We start from the raw sequence: 17944 nt of genomic DNA on the forward strand, positions 1-17944 counted from the left end.
GTCAGCCTCGTTCGATTGCGGACGTGGGTTTCAGGTCGGCCTGTAGCTTGATGACCGAATTGGCCGCGTCGAAGACCTCACCCATCCGCATCACCAGCGCAGACCATGTGCGGACGGTGACGCCATCGGGCAGGACAAGCCGGAAAGGATAGCTGTCGAAGCTGCGGGCAGCCCGCCACAGGGCAAGCTGGCCGGGGTCAGAGGGATCGTTGCCCATGATGATCGGCATAATCGGGCGCCGTTCGATGCCCTTTGCCGCCACCTCCTGGCCGAAGTCGTCGGGAACGTCGCCCACGACGTCTTCGGTGACCGCATCCCATTCGCTGCCAATAAAGCCGATGGCCTCCGTTTCGCCAATCTCGACCCAGCCATCATCCGGCATGCCGCCGTAAAGCGGAACGTCAGCGATGAACAAGCGGCTGCCAGCGGTCGGATACAGCATCAGCCTGCAGCGTCGATCTTGACCACGTTGCTGTTCACCCAGAGCGAGGCGTTCAGCTTCATCACGCTGTTGGCCGTGTCATAGGCCTCGGCCACGCTGGCAACCTTGGCGACGAACATGCGCTCGGATGGGGTGCCGCCTGCCGGGGCGTCGTTCAGGACGATGCGGAAGGCATAGTCGTGCGGGGTCTTTTCCGCCGCGATCAAGGCCTGCTGGCCCGCGTCCTCATAGTCGATGCCCATCACCAGATCCATCGAACCGGCATTGCGGGTGCCCTTCAAGCGGCGGGTCCGCTGCGCAGGGATGCTGTCGAAGGCGATCTCGGCAGAGGTATCTCCAACCGTGCCCAGGTTCTCGGTCTCGCCGATCTCCTCCCAGGCCTGGCCCGAAAAGTCGGCTTCCACGAAGGGGTCGGATTTGGTGTCCAGCGCACCGCCGATGTAGAGCCGGGCGCCATTCGTTGCGTAGATGGTCATTGCTGAACCTTTCCGAAGATGCGGCGCTCCTCGCGTTGCTTCGCGCCGGAATGACAGGGGGTGCAAAGCGACTGCCACCGGGACTTGTCCCAGAAGATGGCCTGATCGCCGCGATGCGGGGTCTTGTGATCCACGATCTTCGCCACGGCGCCGCAGCGGACGCAGTAGGGATGAATGGACAGGAACAGCCTGCGGGCTTTCTCCCATTCTCGGGAATAGCCACGCTGGCTGCTGTTGGGCCGGGTCTTGTCGAACCGTGCCTTGCGCTCGGCCGCGCGCTTCGCCTGACAGGGGCAGAGGGCGCCGGGGGGCACCACCTTGCCGCAGGAACAGATGCGAGGCGCGCGAACCGGCATCAGGCAGCCGGGCGGGTCTGAGGCACGATCACCGCCACGGCGCCCGCAGCGATGCTGGTGCCGCTGGCCTTGGTCAGAGAGAGGCGCACGTAGCGTTTCCAGCCGCGATAGCCCAGGCGATAGGCGCTGTCGGCTGCCAGGGTGGCCGGGGCCGTGCTGTCCACCTGATCGGCGGCAACATCGGTCCAGCCGGTGGAGCCGTTGTCGCTTTCCTGAAGCTTCACGCCGAAGTTGCCATCGGCTGCCCCCGTGGTGACGACAAAGGCCAGACGGCCCGCGCCCAGGGTGTCGATGGCTGCGCCTTGGCCTGCCGCCGACTGAACCGCCGGGACAAGGGCGGGAATGGCCGCGATGTTGGAATAAAGGTCACGCATGGCTCATCCTCCTCAGCTGGTCGCCATCTTGAGTTTGCGGAAGCGGGCCGGTTGCAGCACCGCACCGCCGACGCGCCGGGTGGCGTGAATGCGGGTGATGCGCTCGCGGGCGCGGCTGTAGGGATCGACCAGGATCGACATGTTCAGCCGGTCCACGATCCGATAGGCTTGGAAGTCGCCGTAGATGATCGGAAACTCGTTGGCGGCAACATCCTCCAGGTCCACCATCTCGATAACCGGACGACCCAGAATAGTTTCGGGCTGGCCCACCTGCAGGGACGGCTGCCAGACATACTGGCCCTGCGTGTCCTTGAGCGTGCGCAGGATGCCCAGCGTGGTGCCGTTCAGCGCCCAGGCCCCGCGGTTGCGGTAAGGCGCAGGCAGCGAATACATCAGCTTGATCAGCGCATCAGTGGACAGGTTGCTGGCGTGGCCGTTGGCGATTTCCGGGATGGCCGGGTTCATCATGATGCCTTCGGGCTTCTTGACGCCATCGCCCCACAGGAAGGCATTGGCCTCCTTCATGGCGAAGTCCTCGGCCAGCGCGGCGCGCACCTCCGTCTCGGCCTGCGGCGCGTCCTGCAGCAGGCGGTTCGAGATATCGACGTAGGTTGCCAGTTCGTGAACCTCGACCTCCTTCTGGCCGAAGGTGATCGTGCTTTCCGGGTGCGGTTCCATTTCGCCGACCCACTGGGCGTTCGTGACGTCGCCACGGGTCGGATAGATGACCTCATTGGCGTTGGTGCCGCGCACGCTGGCATACTGCCGGATCGGGCTATACTCGATCAGGTCGCGGATCACCTCGGAGGAAAACTCCGGGGGTGCCAGGAAGCCGCCCTGCGTGTCGCTGGTGACGTTCAGGGCCTTGCGGTCCTCCTCGGAGATCCCGTTGCCGTGAATGAGATACTGCCCGAAGGCCTTGCGCTCGGCCGTGGGTTCATCCGTTGCCTTGTTGTCGCCGGTCGGGCGGTTCATCTTGGCTTCCAGCTTGTCCAGCCGGGCCACGATGGGCGCGGTGTCGGCCTTCTGCTCGATCTCGCGCATCTTCACGACAAGCGCGCCGATGGCTTCCTGATCGTTGGTTTCGGTGGTTTCCGTCATGTCCAATTCCTTTGCTGACGTGATCCGCGCGCCGGGATGGGCAGGCACCGCCACCACGCTGATTTCGAGAAGTTCAAGGTCGCTGATCGTGCGACCGCCGCCCTTGCGCGGCAGGGCCTTGCGCGAGACAAAGCCAATCGACAGGCCACGAAGCGCGCCTGCCTGGATCAGCGAGCGAACCTCTGCCGCACGCTGCACTTCATTGACCAAGAGCCGACCTTTGACGGTCAGGCCTTCGGCGGTTTCCGTGATTTCCGACCAGACGCCCACAGTCTGGCCCTGGTCGTGACCGGCCAGCATGGGAAGCGGCGGCAGGGCCTTGGTGAAGGCGCCGCGCTGCACGACATCGCCCACCCGGTCAGGGGTGCCGAAGGGCCATGCAATGCCGGTGATCTCGCCTGCATCATCGACGCTCAGTTGCGCCTTGATCTCGATCCGGTCCGTCATGCCCGCCCCCGGAAAGCTGCACGGTCGGAGGCAAAGCCATCCACCTGCTGCTGGACCCACTGCGCGGCCTTGAGGAGGCGCACGACGCTGCCGTGATTGAAGGGGACCGGTTCACCGTTCTCGCTGATCTGCCAGCCGACGACGCAGCGGGCCAAGGTGTCGAGCCGCACGCGCTCTCGATCGGCCGCGCTGACCATCCCGTCAGGGCCAGCAGCCTCGGCCAGCGCATCCGCCATCTGGAGGCGGGCGCGGGTCTGCGTGGCGCTGTCAGGCCCCACGATGCGCAGGGTGATGCCGGTCGGCTTGCCCGAGACAGGATCCAGCAGGTCGAAGTCGCGGCCCCGGTCCTGATCCTGGCTGTCTGCGAGGATGTCATTCAGTTGCATCGGTGCCCTCGTTAGGCGCAGTCGGTGCCGCGCTGATGTTGGGGTTCAGGAAGTCATCGCCGCCGTCACGAGGCGGCAGGCCCAGCCAGGACCGGCCCTCGTTCGGGTTGATTGTCTGGCTGGCAATCAGGCTGTTGATGGTCGTGGCGCGGGTCGCGAGATCGGCGCGGGTCAGGTCGTCGCGGTCGAACCGGATGACGTGGGTCTGCCGCTCCTCGTCGCTGAACAGGGCGCGCCGCAGGGCGCCCTCCAGGCCGCGCAGCCAAGGCTCCAGCGTGTAGGACAGGAACTCCCTGCCCTTCTGTTCGCTGTTCGACCAAGTGGCGCGGGACAGATCACCGACCATCGGTGCCGGGATGTTGAAGGCGCGGGCGATTTCCTCGATCTGGAAGCGGCGATTTTCGAGGAACTGGGCGTCGGTGCTGTTGAAGGTGAAGGCCTCGAACTCGGCACCGTCATAGAGGATCACCGTCTGCCCGCCGGTATCCTCACCCTCATGGGTTGCCCGCCACGCAGCACGGGCCTTCTTCACGCTCTCCTCGCCCATGCCCTTCGGGAACTTCAAGGCGCCGGAAGGACGGGCGCCACGGGTGAACAGGCGGGCTGCGTGACGGTCCAGCGCGACGGCAATGCCGATGGCTTCCAGTGCCAGCACCAGAGGGGCGCGGCCAAGGGGCGGCAGAAGATGGATGATGTCGCGGGCCGGGATCGGGCGATTGACGTTCCGGTATTTGCGTTCGCCGGTTTCCACGTCGATGTCGAAGGACAGCACGCCCTGCCGATATCGGATGATCTCGCGGGCCTCGCCGTTCACCCGGTTGACCCAGGCCATGCCGCCCGCGTCCGACATCAGCGCATCGACCATGATCTGCCGGATCAGTTCGAAGCCGCTGGTCCACTCATTCGGCTCGTCGCGCAGCAGGCGAAGAACGGGGTGGCCGGGAACATCGATCTCGTCCTTGCCCTCGATCCGCTTCACGTGGATGTCGAGCGATGCCACCGCCTCGCTGATGACCTGGATCGCGTTCGCCACGACAGGGACGCGCAGGGCCTCGGTCGTGGTGATGCTGATGCCAGTGGCTGTTGGGGTCAGTCCAAAAATCGCCTCGATCACCGCATCAGGCGATGTCAGGGACTTCTGTTCAGGCGTGGTCGCCTTGCGGGAAAAGGGCCAGATGCGCATAGACCAGTTTATGCGTCACCACCGGCCCTTTCCGTAAGCTTGCTGATCGTAGGAAAACGTAGGTAATCATGGGTTTTCGTGTTTCGATTTGCCCCGAAGCCAAGCCATCAGTTCCGAACGGAAGGCGAAGTAGCTGCCGGATCCGGCGGGTCGGTAGATCGGCACGTCCCTGACCTGTGCCAGGTCGCGCGCCTTGTCCACGCTGACGCCCAGCGCCTCGGCGATCATCGGAAGGCCCCAAAGCTTGCGATCAGGCTCCAGAATGCCGTCCAGACGCCACGGATCCAGCGGCGGAAAATGCGTCGTCTTGTTCTCGTTGCTGCTCATTTCGAAAACTCCAATTCGGGCAAATCGTGCGCGTGGCTCCCCGCGCCGGTCCCCAGCCAAGGGGCAAAGTTGACGACCACCCGGGGGCATGTGCATGGAGCCAGAGTGGGTGCTGTGCTTGTCTCTCTGTAGGCATCGAAAGGAGACCGCCAAATGACCTCGCCTGCCTCAATCACGAAACGGATCTGCGACCTGTGCAGCACACCGGATCTCGGATACTCATTCGACAACATGCAAGGTCGCTTTCCCGACATCGATCTGCTCTGCTGCCGACGATGCCTTCGAGCACTGACGATAGAAGGCTTGTCTGTAGGCCAAGAGCGGCGCTTCATCGCCCACATGAAGGCGCGAGGAAATCCGCTGCCGCCTCGCAATGGCAAGGGCCTGCTCGTGCTGCAGCGGAGTGTTGATATACGGGTGTAGCAGCCAGCCTCCAGCGGGTCGCGTCTAGCCGCCGCTGCCCGCATAGGGTCTGGTAGATAAGGATGTCCCGATTTTGGGGACTGGAAAGAGGGCAAAACTGCCCCTTTTCGTGCCGGTTTTGGGGACTGGGCGCTCCCATTTTGGGGACTGGAAGTCATCTTTTCGTCCCGTTTATGGGGACGACACGTCCCGTTTTTGGGGACGGGATTTTGTTTTTCCCGTTACGGCCGGTTGGGTTCACAGCGGCATGAGCACGCACTGCGAAGTCGTGACCGGACTGCCAATGTAGATACAGCTTCTTGCCTGCATTGCCGTCACCATCCCGAGACGCCAGTTCCGTGATCTCGTAGGTCGGGGCAGTGCCCTTGCCTTCGACCCCCATGCGGCCATGCTCTGTGAGGATCAGGAAGCCCTTTGCCTGTAGGTCGTGGAAAGCCCGTGCGGCGGTCTTCATGTTGCAGCCAAGCCGTTCTGCCGCCTCCCTAACGGGCAGGCTGATCCGCCCGTTGTTATTGGCTTGCGGGCCTTTCCACTCCATCTTGAGCCATGGGTAGAGCGCTTGTGCTGTCGTGGACAGTGCGCGCCATGCGGGCGTTTCCATCGTGTTGCGGATCATCTTGGTCCAATGCTCCGTGCGGGCCTCGTCCTTCCTGTCACGCCCCATGACCGCCCCTTGCGTGAAGCTGGCGATGGTGCTTGCGGCAAAGCCACTGAACATCGCCGGGCTTGTTATAGTCGGGATGGTGGGCCTCGGCCTCGGCCCCGCAGGTCTGGCAGGGCCGAGGGGTCAGGATGCCGATGCGCTTGGCTGCCTGAACATAGAGATGCGCCAGATACCGGTGGGGGTTTTTCCGGCGCCATTGCTGTTGACGGGTTAGAGGCTTGGTCACTGGCCGCGCTCCACTTGCAGAAGCGCAATCAGTTCGGGATCCAGCGCAATGTCGTCGTGCGCATAGAGATCGACCAGTTGGCGCATGAAAGCCAATTGCGCGTTGCCCGGCTCCCAATCGGGACGGACAGCCTGATGGGCGATCCTGTCTGCGAATTGCTGGTGGGTCGTGCCTCTCGCGCGGACAATGACGGTGCCCCAAAGGCGCAGGCATTCATCCACGCTCCGTTCGGGCATAAAATCGCGATGGGTCGGTTTATACACCATGGCCGGACCTCACGCAGCCACGGGGCGCGAAGCCAGCCAGTCGAGAATAGCCGCCTCATTCCAGGCAACTGCTTTCTTCGTCAGGCGGATTGGGCGGGGGAATTGTCCCTCGCCCATCATGCGATAAATAGTCGAAGTGGAAAGACCGGTCAGCGCCTCAACATCGGGGCGGCGAATATAGCGGGTGTGCATCTGATATTCCCTGCATACGTTTGCGAACACATGCAAAGAATTGGGAACTTCAAATGGACAGTGGCGGGCACTGTCGCAATTAAAATAGGGACAGTGCTAGGCTATGTCCCTGTTTTATGCCGGTCCCATAGTTTTCTATTGGCACTGCCACTAGCGCCAAGCCCCCGATTTGCTACGATTGCAGCGGCGCTCGATACTGACTTTCCCTCTGCAACGAGAGCTTCCATCGCGCGCAGAATTTTGTCGCGGCCCTCCTTAGCTGACGCAGCCCGTGCATGACCTCCTGCCCTTGCCGCGCGCCTGATACCTTGCCCAACTGCCGCATCTGCTTCCACTTGGTAGGCAAGTATCTCAAGATCTCGCCAGTGATATCCAGCGGTGAAATCATCCCCGAGTATATAAAAATGGAAGAGATAACGGGCGGCAACATATGCAGCTGAAGAATGTGGCAGCTTCAACCAGCAGTATTGGAGAGCCGCTGCGACTTCCCAATTATTGTGATACTGTTTCTTTAGAGAATTTACTCGATCTTCTCCTAAGAAGTCCTGAACAACACCTGAGACGGTAAGATTAGCCATCACACCTGACGCTTCTAGAACGTCAAGGGCGAGAGGCGATCTTTCCTCCCCAACCTCGAAATCTCGTGCACCTGGTGAACATAAATCGATTAATTCTTCTATTTGACTTTGCAGTTCATGCGCCTGATCAGGATAGGCTTGAGGCGATACATTGAAGTCACTGCCTATAGGACATGCATTTAAAAATTTCTTCGCTTCCTCCTCGGAAGGAAAATCAAAGCAATGATGTGATAGTGGCAAAAACCCAGTTTGCGCCGACACCCATACAGTCCACGTATCATCCTCCAACCAAGTTGGATGCAATGGGTCACCTGGGATAGAGTGATTTACCCATATATCTTTGACCACGGATTTGCGAGCGGGTGCTGTGAAGTCCATCATCCGATCCTCACGACTTTGGCGCTGTCCTGCGCCAGATACCTTGCCCAGGCGTCCATCATCTTCCGGCGCTTTTCGAATAGATCAGACCGCGCATAGGCCTGCGATGCGCTGTCACCGACCGCATGAGCCAGCGCAGCTTCCGCGACTTCGAACGGCACGTTGGTGCGTTCCTGCGCCCAGGTTCGGAAGCTAGTCCTGAAACCATGCACGTCCGCGTCGAAGCCCAGTTCCTTGACCAGCTTCGACATGGTCATGTCCGACAGCGGCTTGCCGCGCATTGAGGGAAAGACAAGGTTGTCCTCGCCCCGCAGCTTCTCCGCATCCGTTAGCACCTTGATGGCGCGCTTCGACAGCGGCACCGCATGGGCCTTTCCCATCTTCATGCGGACGGCAGGGACATTCCACACACCCGCTGCCAGATCCATCTCGTCCCATGTTGCGCCGCGAACCTCGCCGGATCGAGCGGCTGTCAGGATCAGGAACTCAAGCGCCAGCTTGGTGGCAAGCCAGGCGCCCGATGCGTTTACCTTGGCAATGCAGCCTGCAACCTCGGCATAGGGCAAAGCCTTGCGGTTCTGCTTCATCCGCGCCTGTCGCGCGACAGGGGGCAGCGCCAGAACGCTGGACACGGCAGGATTGTCGCGCCGGTGCCCTGCTCCCATTGCCCACTTCATCACCGCTGACACGCGCAGCACCAGCTTCCTGGCGACCTCGGGCTTCTTGTCGCGGATCGCCATGACGGCGGCGCGAATATCCGGGCCGCTCACATCGCAGACGCGCATCCGTCCGAAGTGCGGATAGGCATACTCGGTCAGATTGGTCAAAAAGGCCTTCCCGTCCTTCGGATTGGTGAAGGACAGTTCGGCATGGGCCAGCACTGCGGCCTCCTCGAAAGTCGGCATTGCCATCGTCTGACGCTTATCCGCCAGCGGATCGCCCCCTGCCCTGGCCGATGCCCGGTTAGCCAGCGCCATTGCGCGGGCGTCTGCGAGACTGACCAGATCGGCAGAGCCAAGCCCGATCTCACAGCGCTTTCCCCGGATCACGATCCGCTGGACCCACTGGCGGGATCCTGTCGGCATGATTCGAAGATAGAGGCCATGGCCGTCGAAATACTTACCCGGTTCTTTCGCCGCCCGGATGAACGCAGCCGTCAAAACTCGCCTAGGTCTTCGAAGGTTCTCCATCAATTCCTATCCCACATCCTGTCCCCCACCTTAACTAAGAACCCCCCGGAATCAAGTGGAAGTCGTGGGAATGAATAGCTGCATTTATCTGTTTTGGTTCAACCTTTTGCGGAACTCTTGGGAACGCTTAGGAACACCGCGCCGCGCACTTCGGGTGCGCCATCACCTTCAATGAGATGGTCACGTTCCTTCGCGAGATCATTTCTCGTCGGTCCTGTTATGGTGCGGGAAACGTCCTTTCCAGGCCCTCTGGTTCATCGCATCGACTGTTGACCGCTAGTGATTCGGGCTGTGGTGCGCATGGACTTTCTCGATAGTCTCGACCCGAGAAGTGGCCGGCGGCGTCCCGGATCGCGGCGCCGCGCTGCATGGCCCATGTGATCGCCGCAGGCTTCAGGACATGCGGCATCACTTCTGGCAGGTCGATCTTGACCCCCTTCCCGGCCGCGAGCTGCGGCGCCTGAAGAATGGCATGCGCCCAAGCCTTCCTGATGTCGGCTGCCATCTCAAGGTGCATCTGTTCGCCGCCTTCGATCGTCGACAACAGAGAGGCGGCCGTTCTCGGTCGGGCAACCGCGCGGGCCACGGCTGGCTCTAGCCGATAGATACACCCGACGGCTTGAGGTTTTCCAAATAGCCCGGTGACAGCCAGTCCGACAAATCCAGGCGGGTCAGTTTCGCGGTTTCCTTGATGTCACCCCGGAACAAGTCATCCAGTTGGGCCCGGACCGAAGATGAGAGAGGACGATCATCCTCCAAGGCGCCCGAGGTCGCCTTGACATAGGACCGGTCAGGCGCGGTGCTGACGGCCTGTTCGACACCCAGGAACTGCTCGACTGTTTCTAGAGCCCTGCCGGGAGTGGACCACAGATCATCGACCCGCATGAAGAGGACCTGGGACCGTGAGAACAGGTCGAGCAGTCTGGCGACTTGCGGAGCGTAGCAGCTGCGTTCGATGTAGGAGAAGACCCGATGGGCGCCATTCAGCGCTGCTGCGACGCGCCGCCTGCCTTGCGGTGATATGGCATCCTCGAATGACAGGTTCTCCCATGCTCGTCGAGTCTCCATCTTCCAGTGCGAATATGCGCGGAATGCTGGGTGCCGAAGGCTGACGATCAGCCTTGCATCAGGATTGTAGGCCTGCAGCCGGGCAAGCGACTGCGGCCAGTACAGGTAGATCGGCGTGGCTTCGCCGCGCAGGACGTTCTGGACCGACCAGTCATACTGCCGGTGCAGTCGTTCGTGATCAGGATGTGCCCAAGAGACGGTCTCGTCGTCGAAATGATGCACTTCCTTGACCCGCGCCATCTGAAGTTGCGGGTGCTGGCGCAGGTAGCGATCTAAGGCGGTGGTCCCACCCTTCTGCACGCCGACGATGAAGAAATCAACCTTGCTTCCCATGCCGCCCTCTCGATCCATTTAGGTGCGGAATAGCCGAAACTCGCGGCTTTGAAATCAGAGTAAATCGCGAACACCGCGAGATTGTTGAGACCATGGGCTTTATCCATGCCCTCAGAAGGCAAAAGGCCCAAGGTTCGAATTCCTCGCGGGTGCGCCAGCCTTCCTTGCATCCCCCCTCTGGACGCCGCCTGTCGGGTCAGGTCATGTGACCCGAACGAATGGAGGCATCATGGACGATCTGGAACGGCGCATTGCGCAGGCACGTGGCGATGAACCCGCCGATTTGGTGCTGCGGGGCGGGCGCGTCTTCGACCTGATCACCGGCACGCTGATGGCGGGCGACGTGGCGATCTGCGGCGACCGGATCGCGGGGGTGGGCGATTATGAAGCGCGTCAGGTGATCGACGTATCGGGGCTGGTCCTGGTGCCCGGCTTCATCGACACGCATCTGCATGTGGAAAGCAGCCTGGTCACGCCGCATGAATTCGACCGTTGCGTCACCCCCCGGGGCGTCACCACCGCCATCTGCGACCCGCACGAGATCGCGAATGTCATTGGCCCCGTCGGCATCCGCTGGTTCCAGAAGGCCAGCGAATGCCTGTTGATGGACCTGCGCGTGCAGTTGTCGTCCTGCGTGCCCTCGACCGAGATGGAAACGGCGGGCGCCCGGATCGAGGCAGAGGATCTTGCGCCCCTCATGGGTCATCCTTCGGGGATCGGCCTGGCCGAATTCATGAACTATCCCGGGGTGATCCACCGCGATCCCGCTGCCATGGCCAAGCTGCGTCTGTTCGCGGGCGGCCATGTCGATGGCCATTGTCCGCAGTTGTCGGGCCGCGACCTGTCCGCCTATGTGGCGGCGGGGATCCGCACGGAACACGAAGCAACCACGGCGGAGGAGGCGCTGGGAAAGCTGCGCATGGGGATGCGGGTCCTGATCCGCGAAGGATCGGTCAGCAAGGATCTGATCGCCTTGCAGCCGGTCCTGACCGACATCACCGCGCCCTATATGTGCCTTTGCACGGATGACCGGAACCCCCTGGACATTGCGGAACACGGTCACCTTGACCACATGATCCGCGAACTGATCCGGCGCGGCAGCCCGCCGCTGGCGGTTTATCGCGCCGCCTCTTTGTCGGCGGCCGAGGCGTTCGGGCTGAAGGATCGGGGGCTGATCGCCCCGGGGCTGCGAGCCGACATCGTGGCGCTCGACGGCCTGGAAAGCTGCCGGGCGCAGATGGTGATCTGCGGCGGGCGTGTGGTGGATGACGCGGCCTTCGCCGCGCGAAAGCCGCTGGACCCGGTGGGCCGCGCCTCGGTCAAGGCACCGAAGGTCAGTGCCCAGGATTTCCGCTGTGCCGGAAACCGCAGCGAGACCCCGGTGATCGGCATCCTCGAAGGCAAGATCATCACCGAACACCTGACCTGCGACATTGCCCCCGTGGACGGCGACAAGCGCCCCGATCCCACCCGCGACCTGGCCCGCATCGCAGTGATCGAACGGCATGGCCGGAACGGCAACATCGCGACCGGTTTCGTGCAAGGCTTTTCCCTCCGGCGCGGCGCCATCGCCTCGACGCTATGTCACGACCATCACAACATCGCGGTTGTCGGTGTGGACTACGGGGACATGGCCCTGGCCGCGAACCACCTGTCACTGATCGAGGGGGGATTCGTGGTGGTAGAGGGCGGACGCGTGATCGCCGACCTACCCCTGCCGGTCGCCGGCCTGATGAGCCTTGATCCCTTCGAAACCGTGCGCGACCGGCTGATCCTGCTGCGCGAGGCCGCCCGCACCCTGGGCGTGACGCTGGAAGAACCGTTCCTGCAACTGGCCTTCCTGGCCTTGCCGGTCATTCCCGCGCTGAAGATCACCGACCGGGGGATGGTGGACGTCACCAGGTTCGAGATCATCGCAGGATGATCATCGTCCTTGGATCAATGCTTTGGATGATTTGGCTGGGGCGGTAGGATTCTGTACTAAGCGATTGATATGAATTGATAAGGTAGAAAATACAGGAATATGGTGTCAAGTGCCGCCTGACGGAAATGCGGCTGTGCTGTATATTGTGTCTCAGGTGCCGGGGCATGCATTGATCACCCCTAGCAGCACCTCTTCGAACCCTGAGGTCGGGAGTGGGCCCAATGCCAGATCTCGATGCACATATGGGGTTTCGTGCAACAGCCACCTGTCCGGTTTTGATCCTGACCACTGATCGGCATGACGGCGGGCAAGAGAAGGCTGCAGAACTGGAGGTGATGGTCTCGATCTTACAATTAAAGTGGCGGGGTCACTGCGCCATTGGCACGTTGCTGTAGCGGCTACGCAGGTGACATGGAGGAAGGTGACAGCCCGAGAGCATAGTAGGCAATTGCCTTATAATGCGTGGCGCCCGTCACCAGTCCCCAAGCCGCACGAGTATGATTTCGATGCGGCTGCACTGCTCGCCGTAGTGATAGGCCCGAGGCTCGGTTATCGTCCCAAGCGATCCTGCAATCGTGACCACGCCACAGTAGCGATCACAGCTGGCTTCCGGAGAAAGTGAAACGGAATGGGGCGAGGCGGAGTCACGGGATAGTCCAGTTCGCCCTCCGGCGTGCCGGTTGCCCAGTCTGCCAGAACCTTGCCCATGGCCGATGCGACCGCCACACCGCGCCCGTTGTAGCCCATTGCCGCCATCATGCCTGGCGCAACAAGGTTCAGGTGGGGATAATGATCCGCGGTCATAGCGACGTAACCGCCCCACGCATACTGCCAAGGGATATCGCGCAGTTGGGGATAGAGCTTGATTGAGGCATTACGCAGAACCTGCATCTGACGATGTGTGGCTGTGGCCGAGTAATTGCCGCGCCCGCCCATGATGAAACGCCCTGCAGCGTCCTTGCGGAAATAGACAAGAAGCCGACGGCTGTCCGAGGCTGAGTGGCCTTGAGGCAAAATCCGACTGCCTATCTCAGGTGGTAGGATATCGGTTGCGACCTGGATCGAACGGATCGGGACCACCGTGCGGTCCATCGGAGGAACGACCGAAGATGTATAGCCGTTCGTGCATACCAGAACCTTGCGGGCCAGAACCTCGCCGCCTTCGGTGCGGAGCAGGTGACCAGATCCGCGCGTTTCATGTGCAATGACGCGGCTGCCACCATGGATAACCGCTCCGGCCCGAATTGCGGCGTCGGCCAGACCCAGTGCATAGTTCAGCGGATGCAGGTTACCCCCGCGCTCATCGATCATTGCTCCGCGATAGAGTTCGGTACCCAGAAGCGCCACCGTCGTATCACGATCCAGCATCCGTAGCGGAGCACCGCGCCGGCTCCATTGCTCAACCCTCCGACGGACCACTGCGTCTGCCGCGTCGTTGTGGACCGGCTGGATCCAGCCAGTCTGCCGCGCGTCGCAGTTAATGTTCAGGCGGGCGATGAGATCGAAGACGAACTGCCCTGCCCCGCCCGACATGGCCACCATGCGGCCACCAATTGTCGGCCCGAACTGCGCCTCGATCGTATCAGGATCCTCCTTCAGCCCCGGATTGACCTGCCCGCCGTTACGCCCGGACGCCCCCCAACCAGGAGAGTGCGTATCCAGCACGACGACCCGCGTTCCTCGTTCGGCCAGATGGACAGCCGCGGACAGTCCCGTAAAGCCTGCCCCGATCACTGCCACGTCGCAATCGACCTTCCCCCGCAAGGGCGGACAATCCGGCGCGGGATTGGCAGTCGCCGTCCAAAGCGAGTTGGCGATCACGGCTTCTTCGTTCTGGATCATCTCAAGCGTTCCTTTCAGTAGACAGCCGGTGTGACGACCCACAAGACCTCGGCGGCCTCGCTGTCTTCGCACCAGAAGCGGATCATGCACGTAGCTTCGAAGGCAAAACTGTCCCCCGCAGCCAGACGGCGGGTATCGCCATCAACCTCGAGCATTAGTTGGCCTGACAGAACGGTGCCGCATTTTGCTCCGCTGGGATGATTGTAGGGCGTGTCGCCGGTTGAGCCACCTGGCCGGATCACCAGCCGCATCATCTGGATGCCGGTGCAGCTGTCAGGCGTCATCAGTTCCTTGATCATTCCCTTCGCGCCAAGATCCAGCACCCGCCGCTGATGACGCCGCACGACGAGATCGTCCGGGTTGTGTGTATCAGCGGTATCGAACAGCCAGCCGACCGGCATCTCCAATGCGCTGCAGATCGCCCCAAGAGATCGCACTGAGGGCATGGTCAGCCCGCGCTCTACCTGGCTGACCAGCCCGATCGAGACCTCGGCACGCCGCGCGACCTCCTTGAGCGAGAGACCGCGAACCTTGCGCCGCCGCCTTAGTCTGGTGCCGAGATCATCCCGCCCAGCCGCATCTGCCGCATCTGCAGGCGCTTCGTCAGCAGGAATATTCGTCGGCAGGGGCATGCGTTGACAACCCGATGTTTATTTAACCACAGTGAAACAACCTGCACGAAATTTCAATCCAGATAAACTTGTATGGGCCAGGGAGGCTGACCAATGAACAAAGTGACTCAGATGATGCGCGGTGCCGTGCTGGCGCTGACCGCCAGTGTTGCCTTCACAGGGCAAGCCTTGGCGCAGGAAACCTTCAAGGTCGGCTCGACGCCGTCAGGCGTGCCGTTCACGTTCCTCGACGTCAAAACGAACGAGATCGACGGCGTGATGGTCGATATCATCAATGCGGTCGGAGCAGAGGAAGGCTTCTCGACCGACATCGAGGCCACCCAATGGAGCGCGCTGATCCCGTCGCTGACCTCGGGCAAGATCGATATCATTGCGGCCGCCATGTATGCGACCGAAGAGCGGGTCAAAGTGGTCGCTTTCACGGATCCGGTTTATTCCTATGGCGAAGGATTGTTCGTCCCCAAGGACGACACGACAGCCTATGCCACGCTGGACGATCTTGAGGGCAAGGTGGTCGGGGCCCAGGTCGGGACCGCCTACGTCGCGCCGCTGCAGGCCAATGACAAGCTGAAAGAGGTCAGGGTCTACGACACCATCGCTGACATCATGCGCGATGTCTCCCTGGGCCGGATTGACGCGGGCTTCGGTGACCGCCCGATCGTCGCCTATCAACTGTCGCAAGGGGCATCTGACGTGCGGCTGGTGCCTGAATATGAAAGCACCATCGTCGGTGATGTCGCCATCGCGGTGCGCCAGGACGAACCCGAACTGCTTGCGCGCCTGAACTCAGGCATCGCCAAGATCAAGAAAGCCGGCAAGCTTGACGAGATCGTTGCCGAGTGGGGCATCGAGTAAAGCCTGCCGGGACGGCGATGATGATCGCCGTCCCACCCTGCTGCGCACTGAACAGGACAATCGCCAATGGGATTTTGGGAACGGGCTGCCGATTATCTGCCGCTGTTGATGGAAGGGGTCTGGCTGACACTGGCCGTTACGTTCTTTTCGGTCTTGCTCAGCACGCTGCTGGGATTTGTCTGGGCGGTGATGACCTGGACCCGCATCCCGATCCTTGTGGGTATCAGCCGCGGGTTTGTGACAATCATCCGCGGCATTCCGATCATTGTGCAGCTGTTCTACATCTACTTCGTGATGCCGGAGATTGGGATCAACCTCTCTGCCATGCAGGCAGGGATCATCGGGTTGGGCATCGCCTACTCGGCTTATCAGGCCGAGAACTTTCGCGCCGGGATCGAGGCCATCGACAAGGGCCAGATCGAGGCCGCCCATTCCATCGGCATGACGGATCAACTCGTCATGCGGCGCGTGATAATTCCTCAGGCCATCCGCATTGTCCTGCCACCCTACGGCAACACGATCATCATGGTCCTCAAGGACTCATCGCTGGTCTCCACCATCACGGTGGCCGAACTGACGCGGCAAGGACAACTGATTGCAGCCTCGACCTTTGACAACATGACGGTCTTCACGCTCGTGGCGCTGATCTATCTAGCGCTCAGCCTGCCGCTGACCTTCCTTACCCGGCACCTCGAGAAAAGGTATTCGCAGGCATGATCCAGGTTCAGGATATCCACAAGTCCTTCGGCAAGCTTGAGGTCATCAAGGGCGTATCGTTCGACGTCAACAAGGGCGAGGTGGTGTGCATCATCGGCCCCTCCGGCTCGGGCAAATCGACGATCCTGCGCTGCATCAACGGACTTGAAACCTATCAGCGTGGCGCGATCCTGATCGAGGGCGCCAAAGTCGATCCCGCAGACCGCTCGATCACAAGCATTCGCACACAGGTGTCGATGGTGTTTCAGCGCTTCAACCTGTTTCCGCACCGAACCGCGTTGGAAAACGTCATGGAGGGGCCGGTCTTCGTCAAGAAGGTCAGCCGGGCAGAAGCGCGTGACGAGGCGGCAGAGCTTCTGGACAAGGTTGGATTGGGAGACAAGCTGGGGGCGTATCCAGGCAAGCTGTCAGGTGGACAGCAACAGCGCGTGGCCATTGCACGCGCTCTGGCGATGAACCCAAAGGCGATCCTGTTCGACGAGCCAACATCGGCCCTTGATCCCGAACTGGTGGGCGAGGTGCTGGCCGTCATGCGCGACGTCGCATCCGAGGGAATGACCATGGTCGTCGTCACCCACGAGATGGAGTTCGCACGCGCCGTTGCGGACCGCGTCCTCTTCCTGGAGGGCGGTGCGATTGTGGAGCAAGGCTCCCCACAAGAGGTGCTGCGTAACCCCCAGCATCCTCGGACCCAAGACTTCCTGCACCGTGTCATTCATCCGATGGAATAGCTATGGGCAAGCTGGTCTATGTGGACGCGACGCCGCACAGTGATCGGCTGCTTCAAGACTTGGATCGCCCTGGTGGCATGGTCATCCATGAAGGCGATCCTGAGCCGCGAAAGCTGCGCGGCCTGATCGCGGAGGCGGAGACCGTCTGGAACGGACATACCTATATGACCGCGGCTGACCTAGACGCAGCACCTTTGCTGCGGCGGATCATCTTTCTGGGCACTGGTGCCTCTTCCTATATCGACATGGAGGCGGCTCAAGCTCGCGGCATCTCTGTCGAGACGATCCGCGGCTATGGCGACCAAGCGGTGGGCCAGCATGCCATAGCCCTTGCACTGGGCGCTCTCCGTCAGATCGCGACAATGGACCGCAGCATACGCGCCGGGCATTGGGCGCCCCTCGCTGGACGGGAGTTCCAGGATCTCACATTTGGTGTGGTCGGTATGGGTGGGATTGGCCGTGCAACAGCCAGCTTGGCTGCTGGACTAGGGTTCCAGGTGATGGGATGGAACCGCTCCCCCGCTTCTGATGCGGCCTGCCCCCTGGTGCCGCTCAATAACCTGCTGGAGACCGCAGATGTCATCAGCCTTCATCTGGCACTGACTGCGGAAACGTCGGGTATAATTGATGCAACCGCGCTGGCTCAGATGAAGCCCGATGCAGTGATCGTCAACACTGCGCGCGCGGGACTCATCGACACCCCAGCGCTCGTCGCGGCCTTGTCAGAAGGCCACGTGGGCCATGCGGCACTGGACGTCTTTGACGAAGAGCCGCTGCCTACCGATCATCCCTTGTTGCGTCTCCCGAACCGTAAGGCTACGCCGAGGACCGTC

Annotated in this window: 24 protein-coding genes; 6 read left to right on the forward strand and 18 right to left on the reverse strand. The window is 61.6% G+C overall.

The features are described 5' to 3' along the window. Position 1: 1 nt before the first annotated feature. From CK944_RS09865 to CK944_RS09900, 8 genes are all read right to left on the reverse strand, one after another. The gene (locus CK944_RS09865; protein ID WP_103172885.1) at positions 2-442 is read right to left on the reverse strand and encodes a hypothetical protein; all 441 of its coding nucleotides are present in this window, start codon (positions 440-442) and stop codon (positions 2-4) included. Beyond that, complete coding sequence (locus CK944_RS09870; RefSeq protein ID WP_103172886.1) at positions 442-918, reverse strand: hypothetical protein; 477 nt, start codon at positions 916-918, stop codon at positions 442-444. The genes CK944_RS09865 and CK944_RS09870 overlap by 1 nt, the downstream gene beginning before the upstream one ends. Further along, positions 915-1274, reverse strand: coding sequence for an HNH endonuclease (locus CK944_RS09875; protein ID WP_103172887.1), 360 nt, complete (start codon positions 1272-1274; stop codon positions 915-917). The genes CK944_RS09870 and CK944_RS09875 overlap by 4 nt, the downstream gene beginning before the upstream one ends. Beyond that, positions 1274-1648, reverse strand: a complete 375-nt coding sequence (locus CK944_RS09880) for a hypothetical protein (RefSeq protein ID WP_103172888.1) — start codon at positions 1646-1648, stop codon at positions 1274-1276. The genes CK944_RS09875 and CK944_RS09880 overlap by 1 nt, the downstream gene beginning before the upstream one ends. Before the next feature lie 12 nt (positions 1649-1660). After that, positions 1661-3196 carry a phage major capsid protein gene (locus CK944_RS09885; RefSeq protein WP_103172889.1) on the reverse strand — a complete coding sequence of 512 codons (1536 nt, stop codon included), beginning with the start codon at positions 3194-3196 and terminating at the stop codon, positions 1661-1663. Further along, positions 3193-3582: a hypothetical protein gene (locus CK944_RS09890; RefSeq protein ID WP_103172890.1), complete on the reverse strand. Its 390-nt coding sequence runs from the start codon at positions 3580-3582 to the stop codon at positions 3193-3195. Before CK944_RS09890 ends, CK944_RS09885 begins: the two co-directional genes overlap by 4 nt. Next, positions 3569-4765, reverse strand: coding sequence for a phage portal protein (locus CK944_RS09895; RefSeq protein WP_103172891.1), 1197 nt, complete (start codon positions 4763-4765; stop codon positions 3569-3571). Before CK944_RS09895 ends, CK944_RS09890 begins: the two co-directional genes overlap by 14 nt. A 66-nt stretch (positions 4766-4831) precedes the next feature. Next, positions 4832-5092 (reverse strand): DNA-binding protein, encoded by a 261-nt coding sequence (locus CK944_RS09900; RefSeq protein WP_103172892.1) that lies wholly within the window; start codon positions 5090-5092, stop codon positions 4832-4834. Between the two features lie 153 nt (positions 5093-5245). Between CK944_RS09900 and CK944_RS22865 the strand changes: the two genes are divergently transcribed. After that, a complete protein-coding gene (locus tag CK944_RS22865) occupies positions 5246-5515 on the forward strand; it encodes a hypothetical protein (protein WP_146038632.1) in 270 nt (89 codons plus the stop codon). Positions 5516-5669: 154 nt separating this feature from the next. Here the strand turns inward: CK944_RS22865 and CK944_RS09905 are convergent, their stop codons facing one another. The 8 genes from CK944_RS09905 to CK944_RS09940 all read right to left on the reverse strand — a co-directional run bounded on the left by CK944_RS09905 (position 5670) and on the right by CK944_RS09940 (position 10410). After that, positions 5670-6131, reverse strand: coding sequence for a hypothetical protein (locus CK944_RS09905; protein ID WP_146038633.1), 462 nt, complete (start codon positions 6129-6131; stop codon positions 5670-5672). Between the two features lie 37 nt (positions 6132-6168). Next, positions 6169-6405, reverse strand: a complete 237-nt coding sequence (locus CK944_RS09910; protein ID WP_103172894.1) for a hypothetical protein — start codon at positions 6403-6405, stop codon at positions 6169-6171. Next, entirely contained in the window at positions 6402-6626 is a 225-nt protein-coding gene (locus tag CK944_RS09915) for a hypothetical protein (RefSeq protein WP_158247986.1), read from the reverse strand. The genes CK944_RS09910 and CK944_RS09915 overlap by 4 nt, the downstream gene beginning before the upstream one ends. A gap of 54 nt (positions 6627-6680) precedes the next feature. Then, positions 6681-6863 (reverse strand): AlpA family transcriptional regulator, encoded by a 183-nt coding sequence (locus tag CK944_RS09920; protein ID WP_103172896.1) that lies wholly within the window; start codon positions 6861-6863, stop codon positions 6681-6683. A 101-nt stretch (positions 6864-6964) separates the two neighbouring features. Then, a complete protein-coding gene (locus CK944_RS22870) occupies positions 6965-7822 on the reverse strand; it encodes a hypothetical protein (protein ID WP_146038635.1) in 858 nt (285 codons plus the stop codon). Further along, positions 7819-9009: a site-specific integrase gene (locus tag CK944_RS09930; protein ID WP_103172898.1), complete on the reverse strand. Its 1191-nt coding sequence runs from the start codon at positions 9007-9009 to the stop codon at positions 7819-7821. Before CK944_RS09930 ends, CK944_RS22870 begins: the two co-directional genes overlap by 4 nt. A 217-nt stretch (positions 9010-9226) precedes the next feature. After that, positions 9227-9553: a hypothetical protein gene (locus CK944_RS22875; RefSeq protein ID WP_146038636.1), complete on the reverse strand. Its 327-nt coding sequence runs from the start codon at positions 9551-9553 to the stop codon at positions 9227-9229. A gap of 50 nt (positions 9554-9603) precedes the next feature. Further along, positions 9604-10410: a sulfotransferase domain-containing protein gene (locus CK944_RS09940; RefSeq protein WP_158247987.1), complete on the reverse strand. Its 807-nt coding sequence runs from the start codon at positions 10408-10410 to the stop codon at positions 9604-9606. A 229-nt stretch (positions 10411-10639) separates the two neighbouring features. Between CK944_RS09940 and ade the strand changes: the two genes are divergently transcribed. Next, a complete protein-coding gene (gene ade, locus CK944_RS09945; protein WP_103172901.1) occupies positions 10640-12334 on the forward strand; it encodes an adenine deaminase in 1695 nt (564 codons plus the stop codon). A 549-nt stretch (positions 12335-12883) separates the two neighbouring features. Here the strand turns inward: ade and CK944_RS09950 are convergent. Both CK944_RS09950 and CK944_RS09955 read right to left on the reverse strand, forming a co-directional pair. Beyond that, positions 12884-14176 (reverse strand): FAD-binding oxidoreductase, encoded by a 1293-nt coding sequence (locus CK944_RS09950; RefSeq protein WP_103172902.1) that lies wholly within the window; start codon positions 14174-14176, stop codon positions 12884-12886. 14 nt (positions 14177-14190) lie between these two features. Further along, complete coding sequence (locus tag CK944_RS09955) at positions 14191-14808, reverse strand: helix-turn-helix domain-containing protein (RefSeq protein WP_103172903.1); 618 nt, start codon at positions 14806-14808, stop codon at positions 14191-14193. 111 nt (positions 14809-14919) lie between these two features. Between CK944_RS09955 and CK944_RS09960 the strand changes: the two genes are divergently transcribed. The 4 genes from CK944_RS09960 to CK944_RS09975 all read left to right on the forward strand — a co-directional run. After that, positions 14920-15663 (forward strand): ABC transporter substrate-binding protein, encoded by a 744-nt coding sequence (locus CK944_RS09960; protein WP_239986027.1) that lies wholly within the window; start codon positions 14920-14922, stop codon positions 15661-15663. A 108-nt stretch (positions 15664-15771) separates the two neighbouring features. Continuing rightward, the gene (locus CK944_RS09965) at positions 15772-16380 is read left to right on the forward strand and encodes an amino acid ABC transporter permease (RefSeq protein ID WP_239986028.1); all 609 of its coding nucleotides are present in this window, start codon (positions 15772-15774) and stop codon (positions 16378-16380) included. Then, entirely contained in the window at positions 16377-17111 is a 735-nt protein-coding gene (locus tag CK944_RS09970; RefSeq protein WP_103172906.1) for an amino acid ABC transporter ATP-binding protein, read from the forward strand. The genes CK944_RS09965 and CK944_RS09970 overlap by 4 nt, the downstream gene beginning before the upstream one ends. A 2-nt stretch (positions 17112-17113) precedes the next feature. Continuing rightward, positions 17114-17944: 2-hydroxyacid dehydrogenase (locus tag CK944_RS09975; protein ID WP_103172907.1), on the forward strand; the 831-nt coding region annotated here is incomplete at its 3' end.

It is taken from the genome of Paracoccus sp. SY, assembly GCF_002901215.1.
GTDB classification, from domain to species: Bacteria; Pseudomonadota; Alphaproteobacteria; order Rhodobacterales; family Rhodobacteraceae; genus Paracoccus; species Paracoccus acridae.

Coding starts and splice junctions, on each gene's coding strand:
- CK944_RS09875 (WP_103172887.1), bottom strand. CDS start 1,274: ATGCCGGTTCGCGCGCCTCGCATCTGTTCCTGCGGCAAGGTGGTGCCC.
- ade (WP_103172901.1), top strand. CDS start 10,640: ATGGACGATCTGGAACGGCGCATTGCGCAGGCACGTGGCGATGAACCC.
- CK944_RS09965 (WP_239986028.1), top strand. CDS start 15,772: ATGGAAGGGGTCTGGCTGACACTGGCCGTTACGTTCTTTTCGGTCTTG.
- CK944_RS09920 (WP_103172896.1), bottom strand. CDS start 6,863: ATGCACACCCGCTATATTCGCCGCCCCGATGTTGAGGCGCTGACCGGT.
- CK944_RS09950 (WP_103172902.1), bottom strand. CDS start 14,176: ATGATCCAGAACGAAGAAGCCGTGATCGCCAACTCGCTTTGGACGGCG.
- CK944_RS09865 (WP_103172885.1), bottom strand. CDS start 442: ATGCTGTATCCGACCGCTGGCAGCCGCTTGTTCATCGCTGACGTTCCG.
- CK944_RS22870 (WP_146038635.1), bottom strand. CDS start 7,822: ATGATGGACTTCACAGCACCCGCTCGCAAATCCGTGGTCAAAGATATA.
- CK944_RS09970 (WP_103172906.1), top strand. CDS start 16,377: ATGATCCAGGTTCAGGATATCCACAAGTCCTTCGGCAAGCTTGAGGTC.
- CK944_RS09880 (WP_103172888.1), bottom strand. CDS start 1,648: ATGCGTGACCTTTATTCCAACATCGCGGCCATTCCCGCCCTTGTCCCG.
- CK944_RS09870 (WP_103172886.1), bottom strand. CDS start 918: ATGACCATCTACGCAACGAATGGCGCCCGGCTCTACATCGGCGGTGCG.
- CK944_RS09895 (WP_103172891.1), bottom strand. CDS start 4,765: ATGCGCATCTGGCCCTTTTCCCGCAAGGCGACCACGCCTGAACAGAAG.
- CK944_RS09955 (WP_103172903.1), bottom strand. CDS start 14,808: ATGCCCCTGCCGACGAATATTCCTGCTGACGAAGCGCCTGCAGATGCG.
- CK944_RS09960 (WP_239986027.1), top strand. CDS start 14,920: ATGATGCGCGGTGCCGTGCTGGCGCTGACCGCCAGTGTTGCCTTCACA.
- CK944_RS22865 (WP_146038632.1), top strand. CDS start 5,246: ATGACCTCGCCTGCCTCAATCACGAAACGGATCTGCGACCTGTGCAGC.
- CK944_RS09940 (WP_158247987.1), bottom strand. CDS start 10,410: ATGGGAAGCAAGGTTGATTTCTTCATCGTCGGCGTGCAGAAGGGTGGG.
- CK944_RS09890 (WP_103172890.1), bottom strand. CDS start 3,582: ATGCAACTGAATGACATCCTCGCAGACAGCCAGGATCAGGACCGGGGC.
- CK944_RS09905 (WP_146038633.1), bottom strand. CDS start 6,131: ATGATCCGCAACACGATGGAAACGCCCGCATGGCGCGCACTGTCCACG.
- CK944_RS09930 (WP_103172898.1), bottom strand. CDS start 9,009: ATGGAGAACCTTCGAAGACCTAGGCGAGTTTTGACGGCTGCGTTCATC.
- CK944_RS09900 (WP_103172892.1), bottom strand. CDS start 5,092: ATGAGCAGCAACGAGAACAAGACGACGCATTTTCCGCCGCTGGATCCG.
- CK944_RS09885 (WP_103172889.1), bottom strand. CDS start 3,196: ATGACGGACCGGATCGAGATCAAGGCGCAACTGAGCGTCGATGATGCA.